Source organism: Streptomyces recifensis, from assembly GCF_002154615.1.
Taxonomy (GTDB): Bacteria; Actinomycetota; Actinomycetes; order Streptomycetales; family Streptomycetaceae; genus Streptomyces; species Streptomyces griseoluteus.
Map to the genome: position 1 here is coordinate 1 of NZ_MUNH01000138.1, position 17,486 is coordinate 17,486.

The window sequence follows — 17,486 nt, forward strand, 5'->3', positions numbered from 1 at the left end:
CGCGGGCCGGCCCGCGCCGGTGCGGCCCGGGTGGACCTGCGCGGCTACCTGCTGCTCCCGGCCGCCGCCGAGCCGCACGCCCACGGCGACACCTGCCTCACCGCCGACTCCCCCGGCCCGCCTTCGGCCGCACCCGAGGAGGTGCAACGCAGAGTGACCGAGGCGACCCTGCTCCAGCTCGGCCATGGCGCCACGGCGGTACGGGCCCAGGTGCGCGTCGGCGACGTGCAGGGGCTCGGCGCACTGGAGGCGGTGCTCCAGGCCCGCCGTTCGCTGCGCGGGCTCGCGGAGCTGACCACGGTGGCGATGCCCAGGCTGCTGACCGGGGTCGCCGGTGCGGACGGGCTGGCGATGCTGCGGGACGCGGTGAAGATGGGCGCCGACGTGGTGGGCGGCTGCCCCGACCTGGACCCCGATCCCATCGGCTACGCGGAGGCGGTGCTGGAGGTCGCCGCCGAGCAGGGCTGCCCGGTCGATCTGCACACCGACGCGGCGGACTCGGCCCGCCTTTCCCGGCTCGCGGCGATGGCGGGGGGCCTGCGCCCCGGCGTGACCCTCGGCCCGTGCGCGGCCCTCGCCCGGCTGCCCGCCGAGACCGCGCACCGCGTCGCGGACCGGCTCGCGGCCGCCGGGATCGCGGTGGTCTGCCTCCCGCAGGGCGGCTGCGCCGGCACCGAGCGCCGGGGCACCGCGCCGGTACGGCTGCTGCGCGCCGCCGGGGTGCGCGTCGCGGCGGGCAGCGGCGCCCTGCGGGACCTGGCCAACCCGGTGGGCCGGGGCGACCCCCTGGAGGCGGCGTACCTCCTCGCCTCCGTCCACGGGATGCGCCCGGCCGACGCCTACGACACGGTGAGCGCGTCGGCGCGGGCGGTGCTGGGACTGCCGGAGGTACGGGTGGAGGCGGGGTTCCCCGCGGAGCTGCTGGCGGTGCGCGGGGCGGAGCTGGCGGGGGCGCTGTCGCTGGCGTACAGCAGGATCGTCGTGCACCGGGGGCGGGTGGTGGCCCGGACCAGCGCGGTGCGGGAGTACGGCGACTCAGGGACCGAGGCGGAGCGGGGTCTCCCCCGGCAGGGCCGCAAGAGACTGTCGTAACAGCGTTTTATCTACGGCGAGTTGGCCCACCCGTGGCACGGGAGGGTGGCGTGTGCGCCCCCGGTTGCCGTCGTGCGCCGTGGCCCTCCGGGGGGACGTTCCCCGGGCGGGGCCCGCTCGTGGGGCGGATGGGTCGCGGCGGGCGTACGGTCGTAATCATGCGCATTGTCATCGCCGGAGGTCATGGTCATATCGCGCTGCGGCTGGAGCGGCGGCTCTCGGCGCGCGGGGACGAGGTCGCGGGCATCATCCGCAAGCCGGAACAGGCGGCGGATCTGCGGGCGGCCGGTGCCGACCCGGTGCTGCTGGACCTGGAGTCCGCGTCGGTGGAGGAGGTAGCGGAGGCGCTCAGGGGCGCAGACGCCGCCGTGTTCGCGGCCGGCGCGGGTCCGGGCAGCAGCAAGGAACGCAAGGAGACGGTGGACAAGGGCGCGGCGGTGCTGTTCGCCGACGCGGCGGTGCGGGCCGGGGCGCGCCGGTTCGTGGTGGTGTCCTCGATGGGCGCGGACCCCCATCACCCCGGCGACGAGGTCTTCGACGTGTACCTGCGGGCCAAGGGCGAGGCGGACGCGTACATCGCCGCGCAGGACGCCCTCGACTGGACGATCCTGCGCCCCGGTTCGCTGACGGACGAGCCGGGCACGGGGCTGGTCAAGCTGGCGGCGCACACCGGGCGGGGCAAGGTCCCGCGGGACGACGTGGCGGCCGTGCTGGCGGAACTGGTGGAGTCCTCGTCGACGGCGGGGCTGACGCTGGAGCTGATCGAGGGGTCGGTGCCGGTGGCGGTGGCCGTGAAGGCGGTCGCGGGGAACTGAGGCGACCTCAGCGGGGCTCTGCTCCCGTTCCGTTCAGAACAACGGGAGCTGGCCGGGGAAGTCGGGGATGACATAGCCGTCCAGCGTGGGCTGGGCGGCGCCGATCTGGGCGTGCTGCCGGGAGCCCGCACAGGAGACCATCTCCTGGCTCTCCCGCGCGCCGGGCGGGTCGTGGCGCGCGAAGCGGCCGGCGACGACGGCGATCTCGCGGTGGCACACGGGACAGGTTCTGCGGCGCGCGGACATGGGACCAGTGTGCCCTGCGGGTCCGACAGGGCTGTTACTCACTTTCGGGTGACGGGCGCGGGGTGGCCGGGGTGGCGTGGCCTGGCGAAACGAGGACTTGGCCCAGTGATCACAAGGGCTCTGCCCCTTTCGGGGCGTCAACTTGGTGCATTCTTCCTATGAATGGACGTTACAGCCAAGAGTCACAGAAACATGGTCGGCAGGTAACACAGTTCACGTTTCCACCACATGTCCTCCGCATCCCGTCAAAGTGGTGTCTGCGCGGCCAGCAGGTCGCCATCCGCACACCGCACGTTTTCCGCCCCCGGTCGTCCCGTGGGCGGGTGCCCGCACCTTGCAGGAGACTCTGTGCCTTCGTCTTCCGTGACCGCCCGTCGCCTGGCCGCCGCCGCTCTCGCTGCCGGGGCGCTGGTCGGAGCGGCGGCCCTGCCGGCCACCGCCGCGGACCGCTCCTACCGCGACAACGTCGAGATCAGCCGCGTGCAGTACGACTCCCCCGGCTGGGACAACGGCTCCAACCGCTCCCTCAACCGCGAGTGGGTCGAGATCACCAACAACTCCCGCCACCGCGTGAACCTGGACGGCTGGAGGCTGACGGAGGACCGGCGCGGGATCACCTACACCTTCCGCCGCTTCACCCTCGGCGGCCACGAGACCGTCCGCGTCCACACGGGCGTCGGCCGCGACACCGCCGACGACCTCTTCCAGGACCGCCGCGACTACGTCTGGGACAACCGCCGCGACACCGCCACCCTCCGCAACGACGAGCGCCGCTTCATCGACAGCGTGACGTGGGGCGAGCGCGGCCAGCGCTGGGACGACAACCGCGACCACAACGGCCGCGACCACGACGGCCGCGACCACCACGGCCGCGGCCACGACCACCGCCGCTGACCCGGCGCCCTGACGGGCGGCCCCGGACTCATCACAACCGGCGCGGACCCCTCCGGGGGGCCGCGCCGGTTGTCTCTCCGGGGGACGTCTGGGTAGCGCCGACCACTCGTCATACTCCTGGCTGGGTGGAGCTCGTCCACAAACTTGAGGGGATTTACGCGATCGTGCAGTCGCCAGGTGTGCTGGCTACTCTGTGGCAACAGGTAGCAACGGACTGGAGGGGGCGGGTTCGTGGATCCGGAAATGGCCATGCTGGCAGGAACAGCAGGGACAACCCTGGTCACCTTATTGACGACCGAAGCGTGGCAACGCGCCAGAGACGGTGTCGCCTCGCTGTGGCGTCGCGCCGAGCCGGGCCGGGCCGACGCGATCTCTGCCGAACTCGACGTGACCCGGGGCGACCTGCTGGCCGCTCAGGCCAGTGGCGATCTCGTATCCCGCGACGAGCTGAGTGCCGAATGGCAGGGCCGCCTGCGGCGACTGCTCGTAGCCCATCCGGAAGAGACCGCCGCACTGCGGACGCTGCTTGACGAATTGGACCCGCGCCCGCACGCAGCGCCATCGGTGACGCAGCACGCGACCGCCTCCGGCCACGCCCGGGTCTACCAGGCCGGCCGCGACCAGAACTTCGGCCCCCGATGAACGGCGGCAACGACGCCCGGGCGGAAGGCCAGGGCCGCGTCTACCAAGCCTCAGGCGACCAGCACATCACCGAACACCACCACCACGTCCCCGACTGGTCGGGGCCGGACTCCGTGCGCCGCCCATCGGTCGGCCGCGCCCCCGTAGTACTCCGTGACCGCGTCGGGGAGATGGACCGCCTGCGCGCCGCCGTCGAACCCGGCGTCGGCAACCGCGTCTACGTCCTCCATGGTCTGGGCGGCTGCGGCAAGACCGCCGTCGCCTACACGCTCTTCCATCACGCCACCAACCGGGCTGGCCGGCTCGGACTGTGGGTCAACGCTTCCGACCCGACCTCTCTGCGTGCGGGCATGCTCGCCGTCGCAGCCGACCGTGGAGCGAGCGACGGCGAGCTGATGGGAGCACGCAGCGGACTACGCCCCGCTGCCGACCTTGTATGGCACTACCTCGACCACTCCGACCAGCCCTGGCTCCTGGTCCTCGACAACGCCGACGACCCCGCCATCCTCCGCGACGGCGGCTGGCTGCGCACCAGCCCCACCGGCACCGTCGTCGTCACCACCCGGCAAGCAGCAGCTCACTGGTGGCCCGGGGCGGACTTGCTCCAGTTCGGTGTACTCCCCCGTGAAGAAGCCGCCCTCGTACTCCGCGACCTCGCACCACACGCCGGCTCGATTGACGACGCCGCCGAGGTGGCCGACCGCCTGGGACGGCTACCTCTGGCGCTCACCCTCGCGGGCGGATTCCTGGCTCATCAGGTGATCGACCCGTGGAGCCTCGCCGACTACGGCCGCCGACTCGACGGCAGCACGGGTCTGGATCCCATCGAATTCATCGAACAAGGGGCCGCGGCCATCGGTGAGGATCCCCGCCGTCTGCCCAGCCGCACCTGGCAGTTCTCCCTGGACGCCCTCGCTGCACAAGGTCTGCCTGAAGCTGCCCACCTTCTGCGCCTGCTCGCCTGCTGGTCCAGCGACCCGCTGCCGCTATCGGTTCTGCTCGGTGCGGAACTTGGCCCGGCACTGCCGGCCTCGCATGTCGAATCGGCTCTCCGCGGACTTATCGATCACTCGCTCACTGAGCTGGTGCCGGGAGACATACGCGGTCTGCGCACCCACGGCGTGCTCCTCAACAGCGTGGCCCGCGCAACACCCGCCGACCAGCGCGAGTCGCTCTCAGCCACGGCCGCCCGCCTGTGCCTGGCTCTCCTGCCCGAGGTGCCTGACCGAGGGCCGCAGGACCCCCGGGTAAGCATGCTCGCACCACATGTGCTCGCACTGCTGCGAAAAGCGGCCGACTGGGAAGTCAGTCGAACGACAGTGGAAGCTTCGGCGGAGTGCGCCCTTCGGCTTGCCACGGCTGTTCACAGGACTGGCGACTTCGCTTCCGCACTCAGCTTGAGCAACAATGTGGTGGACCTTCTCAGTACCCAGTTGGACGAAGACAACGTTCTGCTTATCAGGCTGCGCCACCGAATCGGACGGGCGCTCTTTCGGCTGGGCCGATTCGAAGAGTCCGAAGCTCTGTACAGAAGCGTGCTGGAAGTCTGCATAAGAACGCTAGGACCTGACGCTCCGGACACTTTGACGACTTACCTAAAAATGGCCAGCCCCCTCATCAATCTTGGCCGACAGCAGGAGGGAATCCAGCTAATCCAGCGAGCGACAGAGAAAAGAATCCAACTTTTTGGGTCCACGCATCCTCTCGCACTCCTCGCACGGTCGTCCCTTGTGGAAACGGCTACGAAACCGACCGAGTTGGCAGTGGGATCCACCCTGATCGAGGACTGCCGTCGCGAACTCGGTGAAAGCCACACCATCACGCTCATAGCCGAACTCGACCTTGCGTTCGCGCTTCAACGCGCAGGGCAGTCAGCCGACGCACTGCCATACGCCCTCTCCGCTTTTGAAAGCAACGTGCGACGCTTCGGACCCGATTACCCCATCACGCTGAATAATCAGCTCACATTGAGCAGAACCCTCTGGGACTTGGGTCAGCATGCGGAGGCAATCGAGCATGCAGAACAACTCGTGGGAGGCCGGACGAGGGTACTCGGATCACAACACCCTTGGACACTGAGTTCGAAGGAGCTCTTGAAGAAATATCAGGGCGCGCAGAGTGAACGCTGACATCGCGCAGGCCTCGCGTGCCGGAAAATAGAGAGAGCCCCGACGTCGCTCTCGCCGGCTGTGACCGACCAGGGACTGTTGTGGATGTGGCTGCATACGTGAATCTTGCCGCGCAGCGCAGACGTGACAACGGGGCCGTGGCCCTCTGCCGGCCCCCTGGTCGTCATTGGCCACTGGCGGTCGTCGTCCACCTCCCTCACTCCACCGTGACCGACCCAGAGACAGCCTCACTGCTCGCCCGCCGCCCCTACGACCTACGGCACGCCGGGGTCTCCTTCTGGCTCAGCTCCAAAGTGGACGCCATGGAGTGCGCCCGCCGCCCAGGGCACAGCATCGCGGTGCTGCACAAGGTGTACGCCAACGTGCTCGACCAGACTCGGGAGCGGGCGAACAGCCGGATCGACGCGACCCTCCGGGAGTGGAACGAACCGGAGTGATCATGCTCTCCCCCGGGGGACACCTGGGGGACACGCACTGATCAGAGATGGGATTCGGGCGGGACTGAGTGAGACACGTCCGCGTCTGTCCGCGAGGATTCGAACGGGCACCGGGAACGAAGAAACCCCCTCCGACCTGCCGTAATGGCTGGTCGGAGGGGGTTTTCCCCAGTGTGGCGGCGCCAGGATTCGAACCTGGGAAGGCTGAGCCGGCAGATTTACAGTCTGCTCCCTTTGGCCGCTCGGGCACACCGCCGGGGGTTGTTGTAAGGGGGCCCGCCTTGGCGGTGCTCCCTGGCAACGACGTAAACAATACCTGATGCGCGGGGGTGCTCCGCCACCCGGTTGATCGCCGTCCTCGGGGGCCGGGGGTGGCTAGGCTGGGGCGGATGCGGTGCGGCCGGACGGTCCGCACCCCGTTCCGCCCCCGATGCAAGGAGCCACAGGACATGGCCGACTCCAGTTTCGACATCGTCTCGAAGGTCGAGCGGCAGGAGGTCGACAACGCCCTCAACCAGACCGCCAAGGAGATCTCGCAGCGCTACGACTTCAAGGGCGTGGGCGCCTCGATCTCGTGGTCCGGCGAGAAGATCCTCATGGAGGCCAACTCCGAGGACCGGGTGAAGGCCGTGCTCGACGTCTTCGAGTCCAAGCTGATCAAGCGGGGCATCTCGCTGAAGGCGCTGGACGCGGGCGAGCCCCAGCTGTCCGGCAAGGAGTACAAGATCTTCGCGTCCATCGAGGAGGGCATCTCCCAGGACAACGCCAAGAAGGTGGCGAAGATCATCCGCGACGAGGGCCCCAAGGGCGTCAAGGCGCAGGTCCAGGGGGAGGAGTTGCGCGTCAGCTCCAAGAGCCGCGACGACCTCCAGACCGTCATCGCCCTGCTCAAGGGCAAGGACTTCGACTTCGCGCTCCAGTTCGTGAACTACCGGTAGTACCGGCCGCGCACCCCGCCCCGCCCCGGCTTCCCCGGCGGCGGGGCTCGGTATGTGCGATCGTTCCGGCATGAGCAGTGACTACGACCGCGTGCGCACCGGCATCGAGTTCATGACTGCCTACGTCTCCGGGGACGAGCTCCTGACGGAGTATCTGGAGGAGCGGCGGCGCGAGGACCCCGGGGCGACGGACACGTTGCTGGACGGTACGGCGGCCCTGTGCGCGGCGCTGCTGCACACGCTGGCCCGTACGACGGGGCGGTCCGAGCACGAGATCCTCCAGGAGCTGGCCCGCGGCACGCATCGCAGCGAGCGCCGCTCCGAGGACTGACCCGCCGCAGAGCGCTAGTCGCGCGAGTTGCCGAAGATCACCCGGTAGAGGATCAGCAGCACCAGCGAGCCGCCGATCGCGGCCGCCCACGTGGCTCCGTCGTAGAAGTGCTTCGAGACCGGGTGGTCCAGCCAGCGTGACGAGATCCAGCCGCCGAGGAACGCGCCCGCGATGCCGATCAGAGTCGTGCCGAGGAAGCCGCCCGGGTCACGGCCCGGCAGCAGCAGCTTGGCGATGGCTCCGGCCAGCAGGCCCAGGATGATCCAACCGAGAATGCTCATGCCAGGAACCTGCCCTTCCCCGCCGCGTCCGCACACCCGCGCTCCGTAAGAAGCCGGTGTGCCCTGTCCCCTGCCAGGACGCCGTGCGGGCGGGTTCCGGTTGCCTCAGGCGACGCGCGCGCCGAACGGCTCGTCGGTGCGGACGATCTCCCGGCCCAGCGGGAGCAGCGAGACCGGGATCAGCTTGAAGTTGGCGATGCCGAACGGGATGCCGATGATCGTCAGGCACAGGGCGATGCCCGTGGTGATGTGGGCCAGGGCCAGCCACCACCCCGCCAGCACCAGCCAGAGCACATTGCCGACGCACGAGGGCGCGCCCGCGTCCCGGCGCTCGACGGTGGTGTACCCGAAGGGCCACAGGGCGTAGACGGCGATGCGGAAGGCGGCGATCCCGAAGGGGATGCCGATGATCGTGACGCAGAGCAGCACGCCGGCGAGCAGGTAGCCGAGGAACAGCCAGAAGCCGCTCAGGACGAGCCAGATGATGTTCAGAATGGTCTTCACCGGTTTCGACCTGCCATCTTCTCCAGTCGGGCGATCCGCTCGGCCATGGGCGGGTGCGTGGAGAACATCCGCGACAGTCCCTGGCCGGGCCGGAACGGGTTGGCGATCATCATGTGGCTCGCGGTCTCGATACGCGGCTCCGGGGGCAGCGGGAGCTGCCGGGTCCCGCTCTCCAGCTTGCGCAGCGCCGACGCGAGGGCCAGCGGGTCGCCGGTGAGCTGGGCGCCGGACGCGTCCGCCTCGTACTCGCGGGAGCGGCTGACGGCCAGCTGGATCAGGGTGGCCGCGAGCGGGCCGAGGAGCATGGTCAGCAGCATGCCGATCAGACCGGGCCCCTCGTCGTCGTCCGAGCGGCCGACCGGGATCAGCCACGCGAAGTTGACCAGGAACATGATCACCGAGGCGAGGGCGGCGGCCACGGACGAGATGAGGATGTCCCGGTTGTAGACATGGCTCAGTTCATGGCCGAGGACACCGCGCAGTTCCCGCGGGTCGAGCAGGCGGAGGATGCCCTCGGTGCAGCAGACGGCCGCGTGGCGGGGGTTGCGGCCGGTGGCGAAGGCGTTGGGCGCCTCCGTGGGCGAGATGTACAGCCGGGGCATGGGCTGGCGGGCCTGCGTGGACAGCTCGCGCACGATCCGGTACAGCTCGGGCGCCTCGAACTCGCTCACCGGGCGCGCCCGCATCGCGCGCAGGGCCAGTTTGTCGCTGTTCCAGTACGCGTACGCGTTCGTGCCGAGCGCGACCAGGACGGCGACGATCAGCCCCGTACGGCCGAAGAAGCTGCCGATGACGATGATGATCGCCGACAGTGCCCCGAGGAGTACTGCGGTCCTGAGCCCGTTGTGCCGGCGGTGCACCCTGACCCTCCCGATCGTGCGGCGCGGGAACCCTTCGGTCCAGTGGACCCTCCCGATCAGGACAACGCCAGGCGAAGGCCGCGAGTTCCCAGGTGGGCGTGGTGGCGCGGACACCCGTACGAGTGAGCGAGGTCCGCCGCGCCCGTCAGAAGAGGGTCGTGGCGGCGAAGCGCAGCACCAGCTGGGGTGCGCCCGAGAGGGCCACGCCGGCGGCCGCCGTGAGGGCGAGCGCGGCGGTGAGCGGGGCGGGGAGGCGGTGCCGTACGGGCTCGCCCTCGGGGGCGCGGAACAGCAGGGACGTCCACCGGAGGTAGTAGTAGAGCGCGATCACCACGTTGACGGCCATGACCACGGCGAGCCAGCCGAGCCCGGCGTCCACGGCCGCCGAGAACACCGTGACCTTGGCGAACAGTCCGATCACGCCCGGCGGGAGTCCGGCCAGGCAGAGCAGGAAGAAGGCCAGGAGGACGGCGGTGACGGGATTGGTGGCGTACAGGCCCCGGTAGTCGGCGATCCGGTTGAGCGGCCTCGTACGGCCCACCAGGGCGGCCACCGCGAAGGCGCCTAGGTTCACGGCGGCGTACATCAGGGCGTAGGCGACGGTGGAGCCGATCGCCTTCTGGCCGTCCCGCGTGTACCCGGCGGCGGCGATCGGGACCAGGAGGTAGCCGGCCTGGCCGATGGAGGACCAGGCGAGAAGGCGTACGGCGCTGTACGCGCGCGTGGCCCGCTGCCGCAGGGCACCGGCATTGCCCGCGGTCATGGTGAGTGCGGCCAGGGCGGCGAGGGCGGGGCCCCAGACGTCGGCGTAGGACGGGAAGGCGATCACGGTGACGAGGATCAGGCCGGAGAAGCCGACCGCCTTGCCGACGACCGAGAGGTAGGCGGCGACCGGGAGCGGCGCGCCCACATAGGTCTCGGGGACCCAGAAGTGGAAGGGCACGGCGGCGGTCTTGAAGGCGAAGCCGACCAGGGTGAGGACGACGCCGGCCTGGACGAGGGTGTGGAGCTGGCCGTCCGTCTGGGGCAGGCGGCGGGCGATCTCGGTGAGGTGCAGGGTGCCGGTGGCGGCGTAGACGAAGCTGACGCCCATCAGGCTGACGGCGGTGGCGGTGACCGAGGAGAGGAAGAACTTCAGGGCCGCCTCGGCCGAGCGTGCCTCGCCGTGCCGGATGCCCACCAGGGCGAAGGCGGGCAGGGAGGCGACCTCCAGGGCGACGATCAGGGTGGCGAGGTCGCGGGAGGCGGGCAGCAGGGCGGCGCCGGCCGCCGAGGAGAGCAGCAGGAACCAGAACTCCCCGGCCGGGACGCGCCGCCGGTCGTCCTGGACGCCGGTCACGGACAGCAGGGCCGCGAGCAGGGCGCCGCCGAGGACCAGGCACTGGATGACGACCGTGAAGTGGTCGGCGGTGTAGCTGCACGCGCGCGTGGAGCCGGTCAGGCAGAAGGTGGCGCGGTCGCCGTCCAGGAGCGGCAGCAGCGTGAGCCCGGCGGCGGCCAGGCCGGCGACGGAGAACCAGCCGAGGAGGGGTTTGCGGGCCTCGGGCAGGAACAGGTCGGTGACGAGCACGGCGAGGGCCGTGACGGCGACGATGACGGGCGGGGCGATGGCCAGCCAGTCGACGGACTGGATCAGGGCGTTCACCGCCGGTGCGGCCAGGTGTCCCGGTGTGGCCTGGGCCAGGGCGGTCATCGGGTGCCTCCTGCGAGGAGCTGCTGCACGGCCGGGTCGCTGAGGCCGAGCAGGGCCCTGGGCCAGAGTCCGGCGAGGACGGTGAGGACGACGAGCGGCGTCCAGGCGGCGAACTCGTACCCGCGTACGTCGGCGAGTTCGGGCAGGTCCTGGTTCGGGTCGCCCATGCAGACGCGGCGGACCACGACCAGCAGGTACGCGGCGGTCAGCAGGGTGCCGAAGGCGCCGATCGCCAGGAAGACCAGGTAGGCGGCCCGGTTGAGCCCGGCGGCGGGCTGGAACGCGCCGAACAGCGCGAGCATCTCGCCCCAGAACCCGGCGAGTCCGGGCAGCCCGAGCGAGGCGACGGCACCGAAGGCGAGCAGCCCGCCGAGACGCGGGGCCCGGCCGTAGAGGGCGCCTCCGCTGTGCGCGGCCAGGGTGTCGAGGTCGGTGCTGCCGGTGCGGTCCTTCAGGGCGCCGACCAGGAAGAACAGCAGGCCGGTGATGAGGCCGTGGGCGATGTTGGCGAAGAGCGCGCCGTTGACGCCGGTCGGGGTCATGGTGGAGATGCCGAGCAGCACGAAGCCCATGTGGCCGACCGAGGAGTACGCGATCAGCCGCTTCAGGTCGCCCTTGGCGCCCCGCCTGGCGAGGGAGAGGCAGGCCAGGGACCCGTAGATGATCCCGACGACGGCGAACGCGGCGAGGTACGGGGCGAAGACGCGGGAGCCGTCGGGCGCGACCGGGAGCAGGATGCGGACGAACCCGTACGTGCCCATCTTCAGCAGGACGCCGGCGAGCAGCACCGAGCCGACGGTCGGGGCGGCGGTGTGGGCGTCCGGCAGCCAGCTGTGCAGGGGCCACATCGGCGCCTTCACCGCGAGCCCGATGCCGATCGCCAGAACGGCGATGACCTGCACGGACGTGGTCAGCGACCGGCCGTTGTCAGTGGCGAGTGCCACCATGTCGAAAGTGCCCGCCTTGATCCCGATCAGCAGCAGGCCGAGCAGCATGATCACCGAGCCGAGCAGCGTGTACAGGATGAACTTCCACGCGGCCCGGGTCCGGCCCTCGCCGCCCCAGCGGGCGATGAGGAAGTACATCGGGATCAGCACGGTCTCGAAGGCCAGGAAGAAGAGGACGAGGTCGAGCACGGCGAAGGAGGCGAGGGTGCCCCCTTCGAGCAGCAGGACCAGGGCGGTGAACGCCTTCGGGGAGGGCCCCGCGGGCGGCTTGAAGTAGGAGTAGAGCGCGCAGAGGAAGGTCAGCAGCGCGGTCAGGAGGAGAAGGGGGAGGGAGATGCCGTCGATGCCGAGGTGGATGCGCACGTGGAGTGCGGGAATCCAGCTGATGTCGGTCGTGGCCTGCATCTTCGAGGGATGGTCGTGGTCGAGGCCGAGCGCCAGGACGATCGCGGCGATGAGGACCACGCCGGTCACGGTCACGCCGTGCCGGAGCACGGCCTGGTCGGGGGACTTTCCCTTCAGTCCGGGCGGGGCCGGCAGGAGGGCGGCGGCCGCGCCGAGGAGCGGCACGGCGACGACGAACGCCAGAAGGAACTGCATCACTGATTCGCTGATACCGATCACGCCCGCTCACGCTCCCGAGGCGACGAGGAGGACGGCGACCGTCAGGACGACGGTGCCGGCGAGCAGCGCGCTCACATAGGTCTGCACATTGCCGGTCTGCGCCCGCCGTACGGCCGCGCCGAGCAGCCGGGGCAGGGCGGCGGCGCCGCGTACGTAGGTGTCGACGACCTCGCGGTCCAGGAAGCGGACCAGGCTCGCCGCGCCCAGGACCGGGCGGACGAACAGCGCCGAGTACACGGCGTCCAGGTGGAAACCCGAGGCGGCGGGCCCGTACAGCGGGCCGAGCAGCAGGCGGCCGGGGTCGGCCGGGTCGGGGGCCTGAGCGATGTCGCCGTACGCCGGTTCGTGGGCGGCGATGGCCTCGGCCTCGACCAGACCCGCGTCGCCCTCCGGATGGGCGGCGACGGCACCCAGCGGGATGCGGGGCGCCCGCGCGGCGGCGCGCTGCCAGGCGCCGTAGGCCAGCAGGCCACCGACCACGGCGAGGCCGGTGCCGAGGACGGAGGTGAGCAGGGTGGGCGCGAGGCTCCGGCCGTCGAACCAGCCGGGCAGCGTGCGGTAGGCGAGCGCGCCGAAGGCCAGCGAGGGCACGGCCAGCACCCAGAGCACCACGGTCATGGTCAGCGGCTGGCGCCCGTGATCGGGGGCCTCGGCGCCCCGGCCCCGGAAGGCCAGCAGCCAGAGCCGGGTGGCGTAGGCGGCGGTGAGCAGGGCCGTGGCGAGCGCGGCGACGAGCACGATCCAGCCGGCGGCGCCCGGTGCCGGGCCGGGGTGGCCGGTGGCGAGGCGCTCGGCGGCGGCAAGTACGGACTCCTTGGAGAAGAACCCGCTGAACGGAGGGATCGCGGCCAGTGCGAGCAGGGCCACGGTCATGGTCCAGAAGGCGTCCGGGACGCGGTCGCGCAGGTGGCTCATCCGGGACATGGCGGCCAGCGAGTTGGTGCCGGCGGCGTGGATGACGGCTCCGGCGGCGAGGAACAGCAGCGCCTTGAAGGCGCCGTGGGAGAGGAGGTGGAAGACGGCGGCACCGCGGTCGCCGACGGCGAGGGCACCGGTCATGTAGCCGAGCTGGCCGATCGTCGAGTAGGCGAGGACCCGCTTGATGTCGTCCTGGGCCAGCGCGGCGAGGCCGGAGCCCAGCATGGTGACGGCGGCCATCACCGCGAGGACCGTCATCGCGGCGGCGGACGCCTCGAACACGGGGAGGAGACGGGCCACGAAGTAGACACCGGCGGCGACCATGGTGGCCGCGTGGATCAGCGCGGAGACGGGCGTGGGACCCGCCATCGCGTCGGGAAGCCAGGTGTGCAGCGGGAACTGCGCGGACTTGCCCGCAACGCCCGCGAGGAGCAGCAGGGCGATCAGGGTGGGATGACCGAGTCCGCCGCTGGCCACGGCGCCGAGGACGCGGGTGATGCGGAAGGACCCGGCGTCGGTGCCGAGCGCGAACAGGCCGATCAGGAACGGGACGTCACCGAGCTTGGTGACCAGGAACGCCTTGAGGGAGGCGGCGCGGGCCTCGGGCGTACCCCAGTAGTGGCCGACCAGGAAGTAGGAGCAGATGCCCATGACTTCCCACCCGACCAGCAGCACGATCAGGTCCCCGGAATAGACGACGAGGAGCATCGCGGAGGTGAAGAGGGAGACGAGGGCCGCGTAGGAGGGGTAGCGGGGGTCGTCGCGCAGGTAGCCGGTGGAGTAGATCTGCACGCAGGTCGCCACGAAGGCCACCAGGATCGCGACGAGCGCGGCGAAGCCGTCGATGTGGAGCGCCAGGTCGACGGGGACCGAGCCGGTGGGTGTCAGCAGGGTGTACGCGTCGACGGCCCGGCCGCCGCCCTGGCGGGCCGCCACCAGCGCGGCCAGCACGAGCGAGGCCAGCGGCGGCAGCACGGCGAGCGGGCGGACGAAGCCGGGCGCGGTGCGGCCCAGCAGGAGTCCGGCGACGGCGCCGAGGAAGGGCAGGAGCGGGACGAGCGCGGCGAGGGTGGTGGTGGTCACGCGGTGGCCTCAGCCTTCTCGGTCCCGGAGGCGTCGGGGTGGTCGGGGTCGACGCCGGGGGTCTCGGCGGTGTCGCGGAGCCTGTCGATGTCCGCGGTGCCCCGGTCGCGGTAGACGGCGAGGACGATCGCCAGGCCGATGCCGATCTCGGCGGCCGCGATGGCGATGGTGAACAGGGTCAGCGCCTGGCCGGAGTGCAGGGTGTCCTTCGCGGCCCGGCTGAGCCAGACGTCGAAGGCGACGAGGTTGAGGTTGACGGCGTTGAGCATCAGCTCGACCGACATCAGGACCAGGATGGCGTTGCGGCGGGCGAGGACGCCGTAGAGGCCGGTGCAGAACAGGAGGACGGCGAGGACGGCGGGGTAGGCGAGGTGCATCAGCGGACGCCTTCCCTGTCGCCGGAGGTCCTGGCCGGGCTCGGGGCGCCGGCCGCCTGCTCGGCCTTGGTCTTGCGGGACAGCACGATCGCGCCGACCAGGGCCGCGAGGAGCAGGACGGACAGCGCCTCGAAGGGCAGCACCCAGTGCCGGAAGAGGCTCTCGCCGGTGACGCGGGTGGTGCCCGCGGCCGGGCCGTCCAGGTCGATCCAGGTGGCGCGGAACGCGTCCGTCACCACCCAGACCAGCGCGCCCGCCGAACCCACGGCGACGACCAGCGCGGGCAGCCGGTTGCCGGAATCGGCGTCCGGGGAGCGGCCGATGGGGGCCCGCGTGAGCATCAGTCCGAAGAGGAGGAGGACGACGACGGAGCCGACGTAGATGAGGACCTGCACCCAGGCGATGAACTCGGCGGTGAGCAGGAGGTATTCGACGGCCAGGCCGCCGAGGGTGACCACCAGCCACAGGGCGGCGTGCACCAGCTGCCGGGTGGTGACGGTGATCAGCGCGGCGCCGAAAGTGACCAGGCCGACGAGGAGGAACGCGATCTCGACGCCGGTCGGGGACAGGAAGCCGTGCGGGGCGGTGGCGGCGAGGCTCACTGCTCTCCCTCCTGGTCCGGGTTCCGGCCGGCCTGCTCGGCCGCCTGGGCGGCGGCCAGTTTGTCGGCGCTCTTGCGGGCGGCCGCGATCTCCTTCGGCTCCTCCGCGTGCGGGTCAAGCGCGGGCGGGGCCGGGACGGTCCACATCCACTCGCGGAGCTTGTCGCGCTCGTGGGTCAGTTCGCGGATGTCGGTCTCGGCGTACTCGAACTCCGGGGACCAGAACAGCGCGTCGAAGGGGCAGACCTCGATGCAGATGCCGCAGTACATGCAGAGGGAGAAGTCGATGGCGAACCGGTCGAGGACGTTCCGGCTGCGCTCGCGGCCGCCGGGGGCGGCGGCCGGGACGGTCTCCTTGTGGGAGTCGATGTAGATGCACCAGTCGGGGCACTCACGGGCGCAGAGCATGCAGACCGTGCAGTTCTCCTCGAACAGGCCGATCACCCCGCGGGTGCGCGGCGGGAGGTCGGGCTGGACGTCGGGATAGCGCTCGGTGACGGTCTTCTTCGTCATCGTGCGGAGGGTGACGGCGAGGCCCTTGGCCAGGCCGGAGCCGGGTACGGGAGACATCAGGCGGTCACCACCTTGACGACGCCGGTGAGGGCGATCTGGGCGAGAGCGAGCGGGACGAGGACGGTCCAGGACAGCTTCTGGAGCTGGTCCTCGCGCAACCGGGGGTAGGTGACCCGGAGCCAGATCACCAGGAAGGCGAGGATCGCGGTCTTCACCAGGGTCCACACCCAGCCGAGCCCGTCGGCACCCCAGGGACCGTGCCAGCCGCCCAGGAACAGCACGGTGGTCAGACCGCACAGGACGACGATCCCCGCGTACTCCGCGAGCAGGAACAGCGCGAAGCGCAGGCCGGTGTACTCGGTGTACGCGCCGAAGATGATCTCCGAGTCGGCCACCGGCATGTCGAACGGCGGCCGTTGCAGCTCGGCGAGTCCGGCGACGAAGAACACCACCGCGCCGGTGAGCTGCCAGGGCAGCCACCACCAGTGGAAGGCGGTCACGATGCCGGGCAGCGACACCGTGCCGGCCGCCATCGCCACGGAGGCGGCGGCGAGCAGCATCGGGAGTTCGTAGGCGAGCAACTGGGCGGCGGTGCGCAGGCCGCCGAGCAGGGAGAACTTGTTGGCGCTGGCCCAGCCCGCCATCAACGAGCCGAGGACGCCCACGCCCATCACCGCGAGCACGAAGAAGATGCCGGCGTCCAGTACTTGGCCCACGGCACCGGCGCTCGGGCCGATCGGGATGGCGAGCAGTACGAGGAGGTACGGCAACAGGGCCACGGCCGGGGCGAGCTGGAAGACCCGGCGGTCGGCTCCCGCCGGGACCACGTCCTCCTTCTGCGCGAACTTCACACCGTCCGCGACGAGTTGGGCCCAGCCGTGGAAGCCGCCCGCGTACATCGGGCCGAGGCGGCCCTGCATGTGCGCCATCACCTTGTGTTCGGTCTGCCCGATGACCAGCGGCAACGTCAGGAACACGACGAACACGACGACGAGTCGCAGGGCGACGTCCAGCACGTCGTTCACTGCGCGCCTCCTGCGGGGTCGTCGGGGGTGTCGGTGGGCTCGGGAGCGGGGGATGTCTTCGGCGGCTCGTCGGCCTCCTCGAAGGCCGGACGGGCGTGATGCCAGGGCGCGTCGGCGCTGCGACGCCGCGCCGACTCGGCCGGCTTCGTCGGCTCGGTCGGCTCGGTCGGCTGTGCGGGCTCGGCAGGCCCGGCCGGTCCGCTCGGTTCCGAAGGCTCGGTCGGCTCTGCCGGTACCGAGGGCTCGGCAGGCTCGGGCGTCCCGGTTCGCTGCGAGGCTGATCCCTGCGAGGCGCTGCGCGACCTGCGCGGCCCCCTGGGTGCCTCGGTCGGCGTCTCGGCAGGGGCCTCCGCACCCTCCTCAGACCGCTGGCCGGCCGACCCCTGACTCGCACTCCGCATCCGACGCGGCGAAGCCCCGGCACCCGGCTCCGCCGAACTCTGACTCACCGAACCCTCGCCGGCACTCCGAGCCCGCCGAGGCACAGCAGCCCCCGGCTCCGGAGCCGCTTGACTCGCCGACCCCTGACTCGCACT

General features: G+C 71.1%; 19 protein-coding genes and 1 tRNA gene. 8 read left to right on the forward strand and 12 right to left on the reverse strand.

Features of this window, described 5'->3' with window-relative positions; translation table 11 throughout:
* Window positions 1-1,092: amidohydrolase family protein (locus tag CCN33_RS09060; RefSeq protein WP_244173733.1), on the forward strand; the 1,092-nt coding region annotated here is incomplete at its 5' end.
* Window positions 1,093-1,250: 158 nt separating this feature from the next.
* Entirely contained in the window at window positions 1,251-1,907 is a 657-nt protein-coding gene (locus CCN33_RS09065; RefSeq protein WP_086693001.1) for an SDR family oxidoreductase, read from the forward strand.
* Between the two features lie 33 nt (window positions 1,908-1,940).
* On the opposite strand, the gene CCN33_RS09070 is transcribed toward CCN33_RS09065, so the two are convergent.
* Window positions 1,941-2,153 carry a hypothetical protein gene (locus CCN33_RS09070; RefSeq protein ID WP_086693003.1) on the reverse strand — a complete coding sequence of 71 codons (213 nt, stop codon included), beginning with the start codon at window positions 2,151-2,153 and terminating at the stop codon, window positions 1,941-1,943.
* Between the two features lie 348 nt (window positions 2,154-2,501).
* Between CCN33_RS09070 and CCN33_RS09075 the strand changes: the two genes are divergently transcribed.
* From CCN33_RS09075 to CCN33_RS09090, 4 genes are all read left to right on the forward strand, one after another.
* Window positions 2,502-3,047 carry a lamin tail domain-containing protein gene (locus CCN33_RS09075; protein ID WP_244173734.1) on the forward strand — a complete coding sequence of 182 codons (546 nt, stop codon included), beginning with the start codon at window positions 2,502-2,504 and terminating at the stop codon, window positions 3,045-3,047.
* Between the two features lie 231 nt (window positions 3,048-3,278).
* Window positions 3,279-3,689 (forward strand): hypothetical protein, encoded by a 411-nt coding sequence (locus CCN33_RS09080; protein ID WP_086693007.1) that lies wholly within the window; start codon window positions 3,279-3,281, stop codon window positions 3,687-3,689.
* Complete coding sequence (locus CCN33_RS09085) at window positions 3,686-5,818, forward strand: tetratricopeptide repeat protein (RefSeq protein WP_086693009.1); 2,133 nt, start codon at window positions 3,686-3,688, stop codon at window positions 5,816-5,818. The genes CCN33_RS09080 and CCN33_RS09085 overlap by 4 nt, the downstream gene beginning before the upstream one ends.
* Window positions 5,819-6,024: 206 nt before the next feature.
* The gene (locus tag CCN33_RS09090) at window positions 6,025-6,255 is read left to right on the forward strand and encodes a site-specific integrase (protein WP_425275834.1); all 231 of its coding nucleotides are present in this window, start codon (window positions 6,025-6,027) and stop codon (window positions 6,253-6,255) included.
* A 174-nt stretch (window positions 6,256-6,429) separates the two neighbouring features.
* On the opposite strand, the gene CCN33_RS09095 is transcribed toward CCN33_RS09090, so the two are convergent.
* A tRNA-Tyr gene (locus CCN33_RS09095) sits at window positions 6,430-6,511 on the reverse strand.
* A gap of 193 nt (window positions 6,512-6,704) precedes the next feature.
* Here CCN33_RS09095 and CCN33_RS09100 point away from each other — a divergent pair.
* Together CCN33_RS09100 and CCN33_RS09105 are read left to right on the forward strand one after the other, a co-directional pair.
* Window positions 6,705-7,193 (forward strand): YajQ family cyclic di-GMP-binding protein, encoded by a 489-nt coding sequence (locus CCN33_RS09100; protein WP_086693011.1) that lies wholly within the window; start codon window positions 6,705-6,707, stop codon window positions 7,191-7,193.
* 70 nt (window positions 7,194-7,263) lie between these two features.
* Window positions 7,264-7,524 (forward strand): hypothetical protein, encoded by a 261-nt coding sequence (locus CCN33_RS09105; RefSeq protein WP_086693013.1) that lies wholly within the window; start codon window positions 7,264-7,266, stop codon window positions 7,522-7,524.
* Window positions 7,525-7,538: 14 nt separating this feature from the next.
* Here CCN33_RS09105 and CCN33_RS09110 read toward each other — a convergent pair whose 3' ends face one another.
* The 10 genes from CCN33_RS09110 to CCN33_RS09155 form a co-directional block, all read right to left on the reverse strand.
* Window positions 7,539-7,805, reverse strand: coding sequence for a GlsB/YeaQ/YmgE family stress response membrane protein (locus CCN33_RS09110; RefSeq protein WP_031180890.1), 267 nt, complete (start codon window positions 7,803-7,805; stop codon window positions 7,539-7,541).
* A 105-nt stretch (window positions 7,806-7,910) separates the two neighbouring features.
* Window positions 7,911-8,309 carry a YccF domain-containing protein gene (locus CCN33_RS09115; protein ID WP_086693015.1) on the reverse strand — a complete coding sequence of 133 codons (399 nt, stop codon included), beginning with the start codon at window positions 8,307-8,309 and terminating at the stop codon, window positions 7,911-7,913.
* Window positions 8,306-9,169 carry a zinc metalloprotease HtpX gene (htpX, locus tag CCN33_RS09120; RefSeq protein WP_086693017.1) on the reverse strand — a complete coding sequence of 288 codons (864 nt, stop codon included), beginning with the start codon at window positions 9,167-9,169 and terminating at the stop codon, window positions 8,306-8,308. Before htpX ends, CCN33_RS09115 begins: the two co-directional genes overlap by 4 nt.
* A 145-nt stretch (window positions 9,170-9,314) precedes the next feature.
* Window positions 9,315-10,862, reverse strand: coding sequence for an NADH-quinone oxidoreductase subunit N (locus CCN33_RS09125; RefSeq protein ID WP_086693019.1), 1,548 nt, complete (start codon window positions 10,860-10,862; stop codon window positions 9,315-9,317).
* Window positions 10,859-12,433: a complex I subunit 4 family protein gene (locus tag CCN33_RS09130; RefSeq protein WP_086693021.1), complete on the reverse strand. Its 1,575-nt coding sequence runs from the start codon at window positions 12,431-12,433 to the stop codon at window positions 10,859-10,861. Before CCN33_RS09130 ends, CCN33_RS09125 begins: the two co-directional genes overlap by 4 nt.
* A gap of 6 nt (window positions 12,434-12,439) precedes the next feature.
* Window positions 12,440-14,434 carry an NADH-quinone oxidoreductase subunit 5 family protein gene (locus CCN33_RS09135; protein WP_086693023.1) on the reverse strand — a complete coding sequence of 665 codons (1,995 nt, stop codon included), beginning with the start codon at window positions 14,432-14,434 and terminating at the stop codon, window positions 12,440-12,442.
* Window positions 14,431-14,811 carry an NADH-quinone oxidoreductase subunit NuoK gene (gene nuoK, locus CCN33_RS09140; RefSeq protein ID WP_086693025.1) on the reverse strand — a complete coding sequence of 127 codons (381 nt, stop codon included), beginning with the start codon at window positions 14,809-14,811 and terminating at the stop codon, window positions 14,431-14,433. The genes CCN33_RS09135 and nuoK overlap by 4 nt, the downstream gene beginning before the upstream one ends.
* Window positions 14,811-15,413 carry an NADH-quinone oxidoreductase subunit J family protein gene (locus tag CCN33_RS09145; RefSeq protein ID WP_086693027.1) on the reverse strand — a complete coding sequence of 201 codons (603 nt, stop codon included), beginning with the start codon at window positions 15,411-15,413 and terminating at the stop codon, window positions 14,811-14,813. The genes nuoK and CCN33_RS09145 overlap by 1 nt, the downstream gene beginning before the upstream one ends.
* Window positions 15,410-15,982, reverse strand: a complete 573-nt coding sequence (locus tag CCN33_RS09150) for a NuoI/complex I 23 kDa subunit family protein (RefSeq protein ID WP_086693029.1) — start codon at window positions 15,980-15,982, stop codon at window positions 15,410-15,412. Before CCN33_RS09150 ends, CCN33_RS09145 begins: the two co-directional genes overlap by 4 nt.
* Complete coding sequence (locus CCN33_RS09155) at window positions 15,982-16,950, reverse strand: complex I subunit 1/NuoH family protein (protein ID WP_086693031.1); 969 nt, start codon at window positions 16,948-16,950, stop codon at window positions 15,982-15,984. Before CCN33_RS09155 ends, CCN33_RS09150 begins: the two co-directional genes overlap by 1 nt.
* Window positions 16,951-17,486 lie beyond the last annotated feature (536 nt).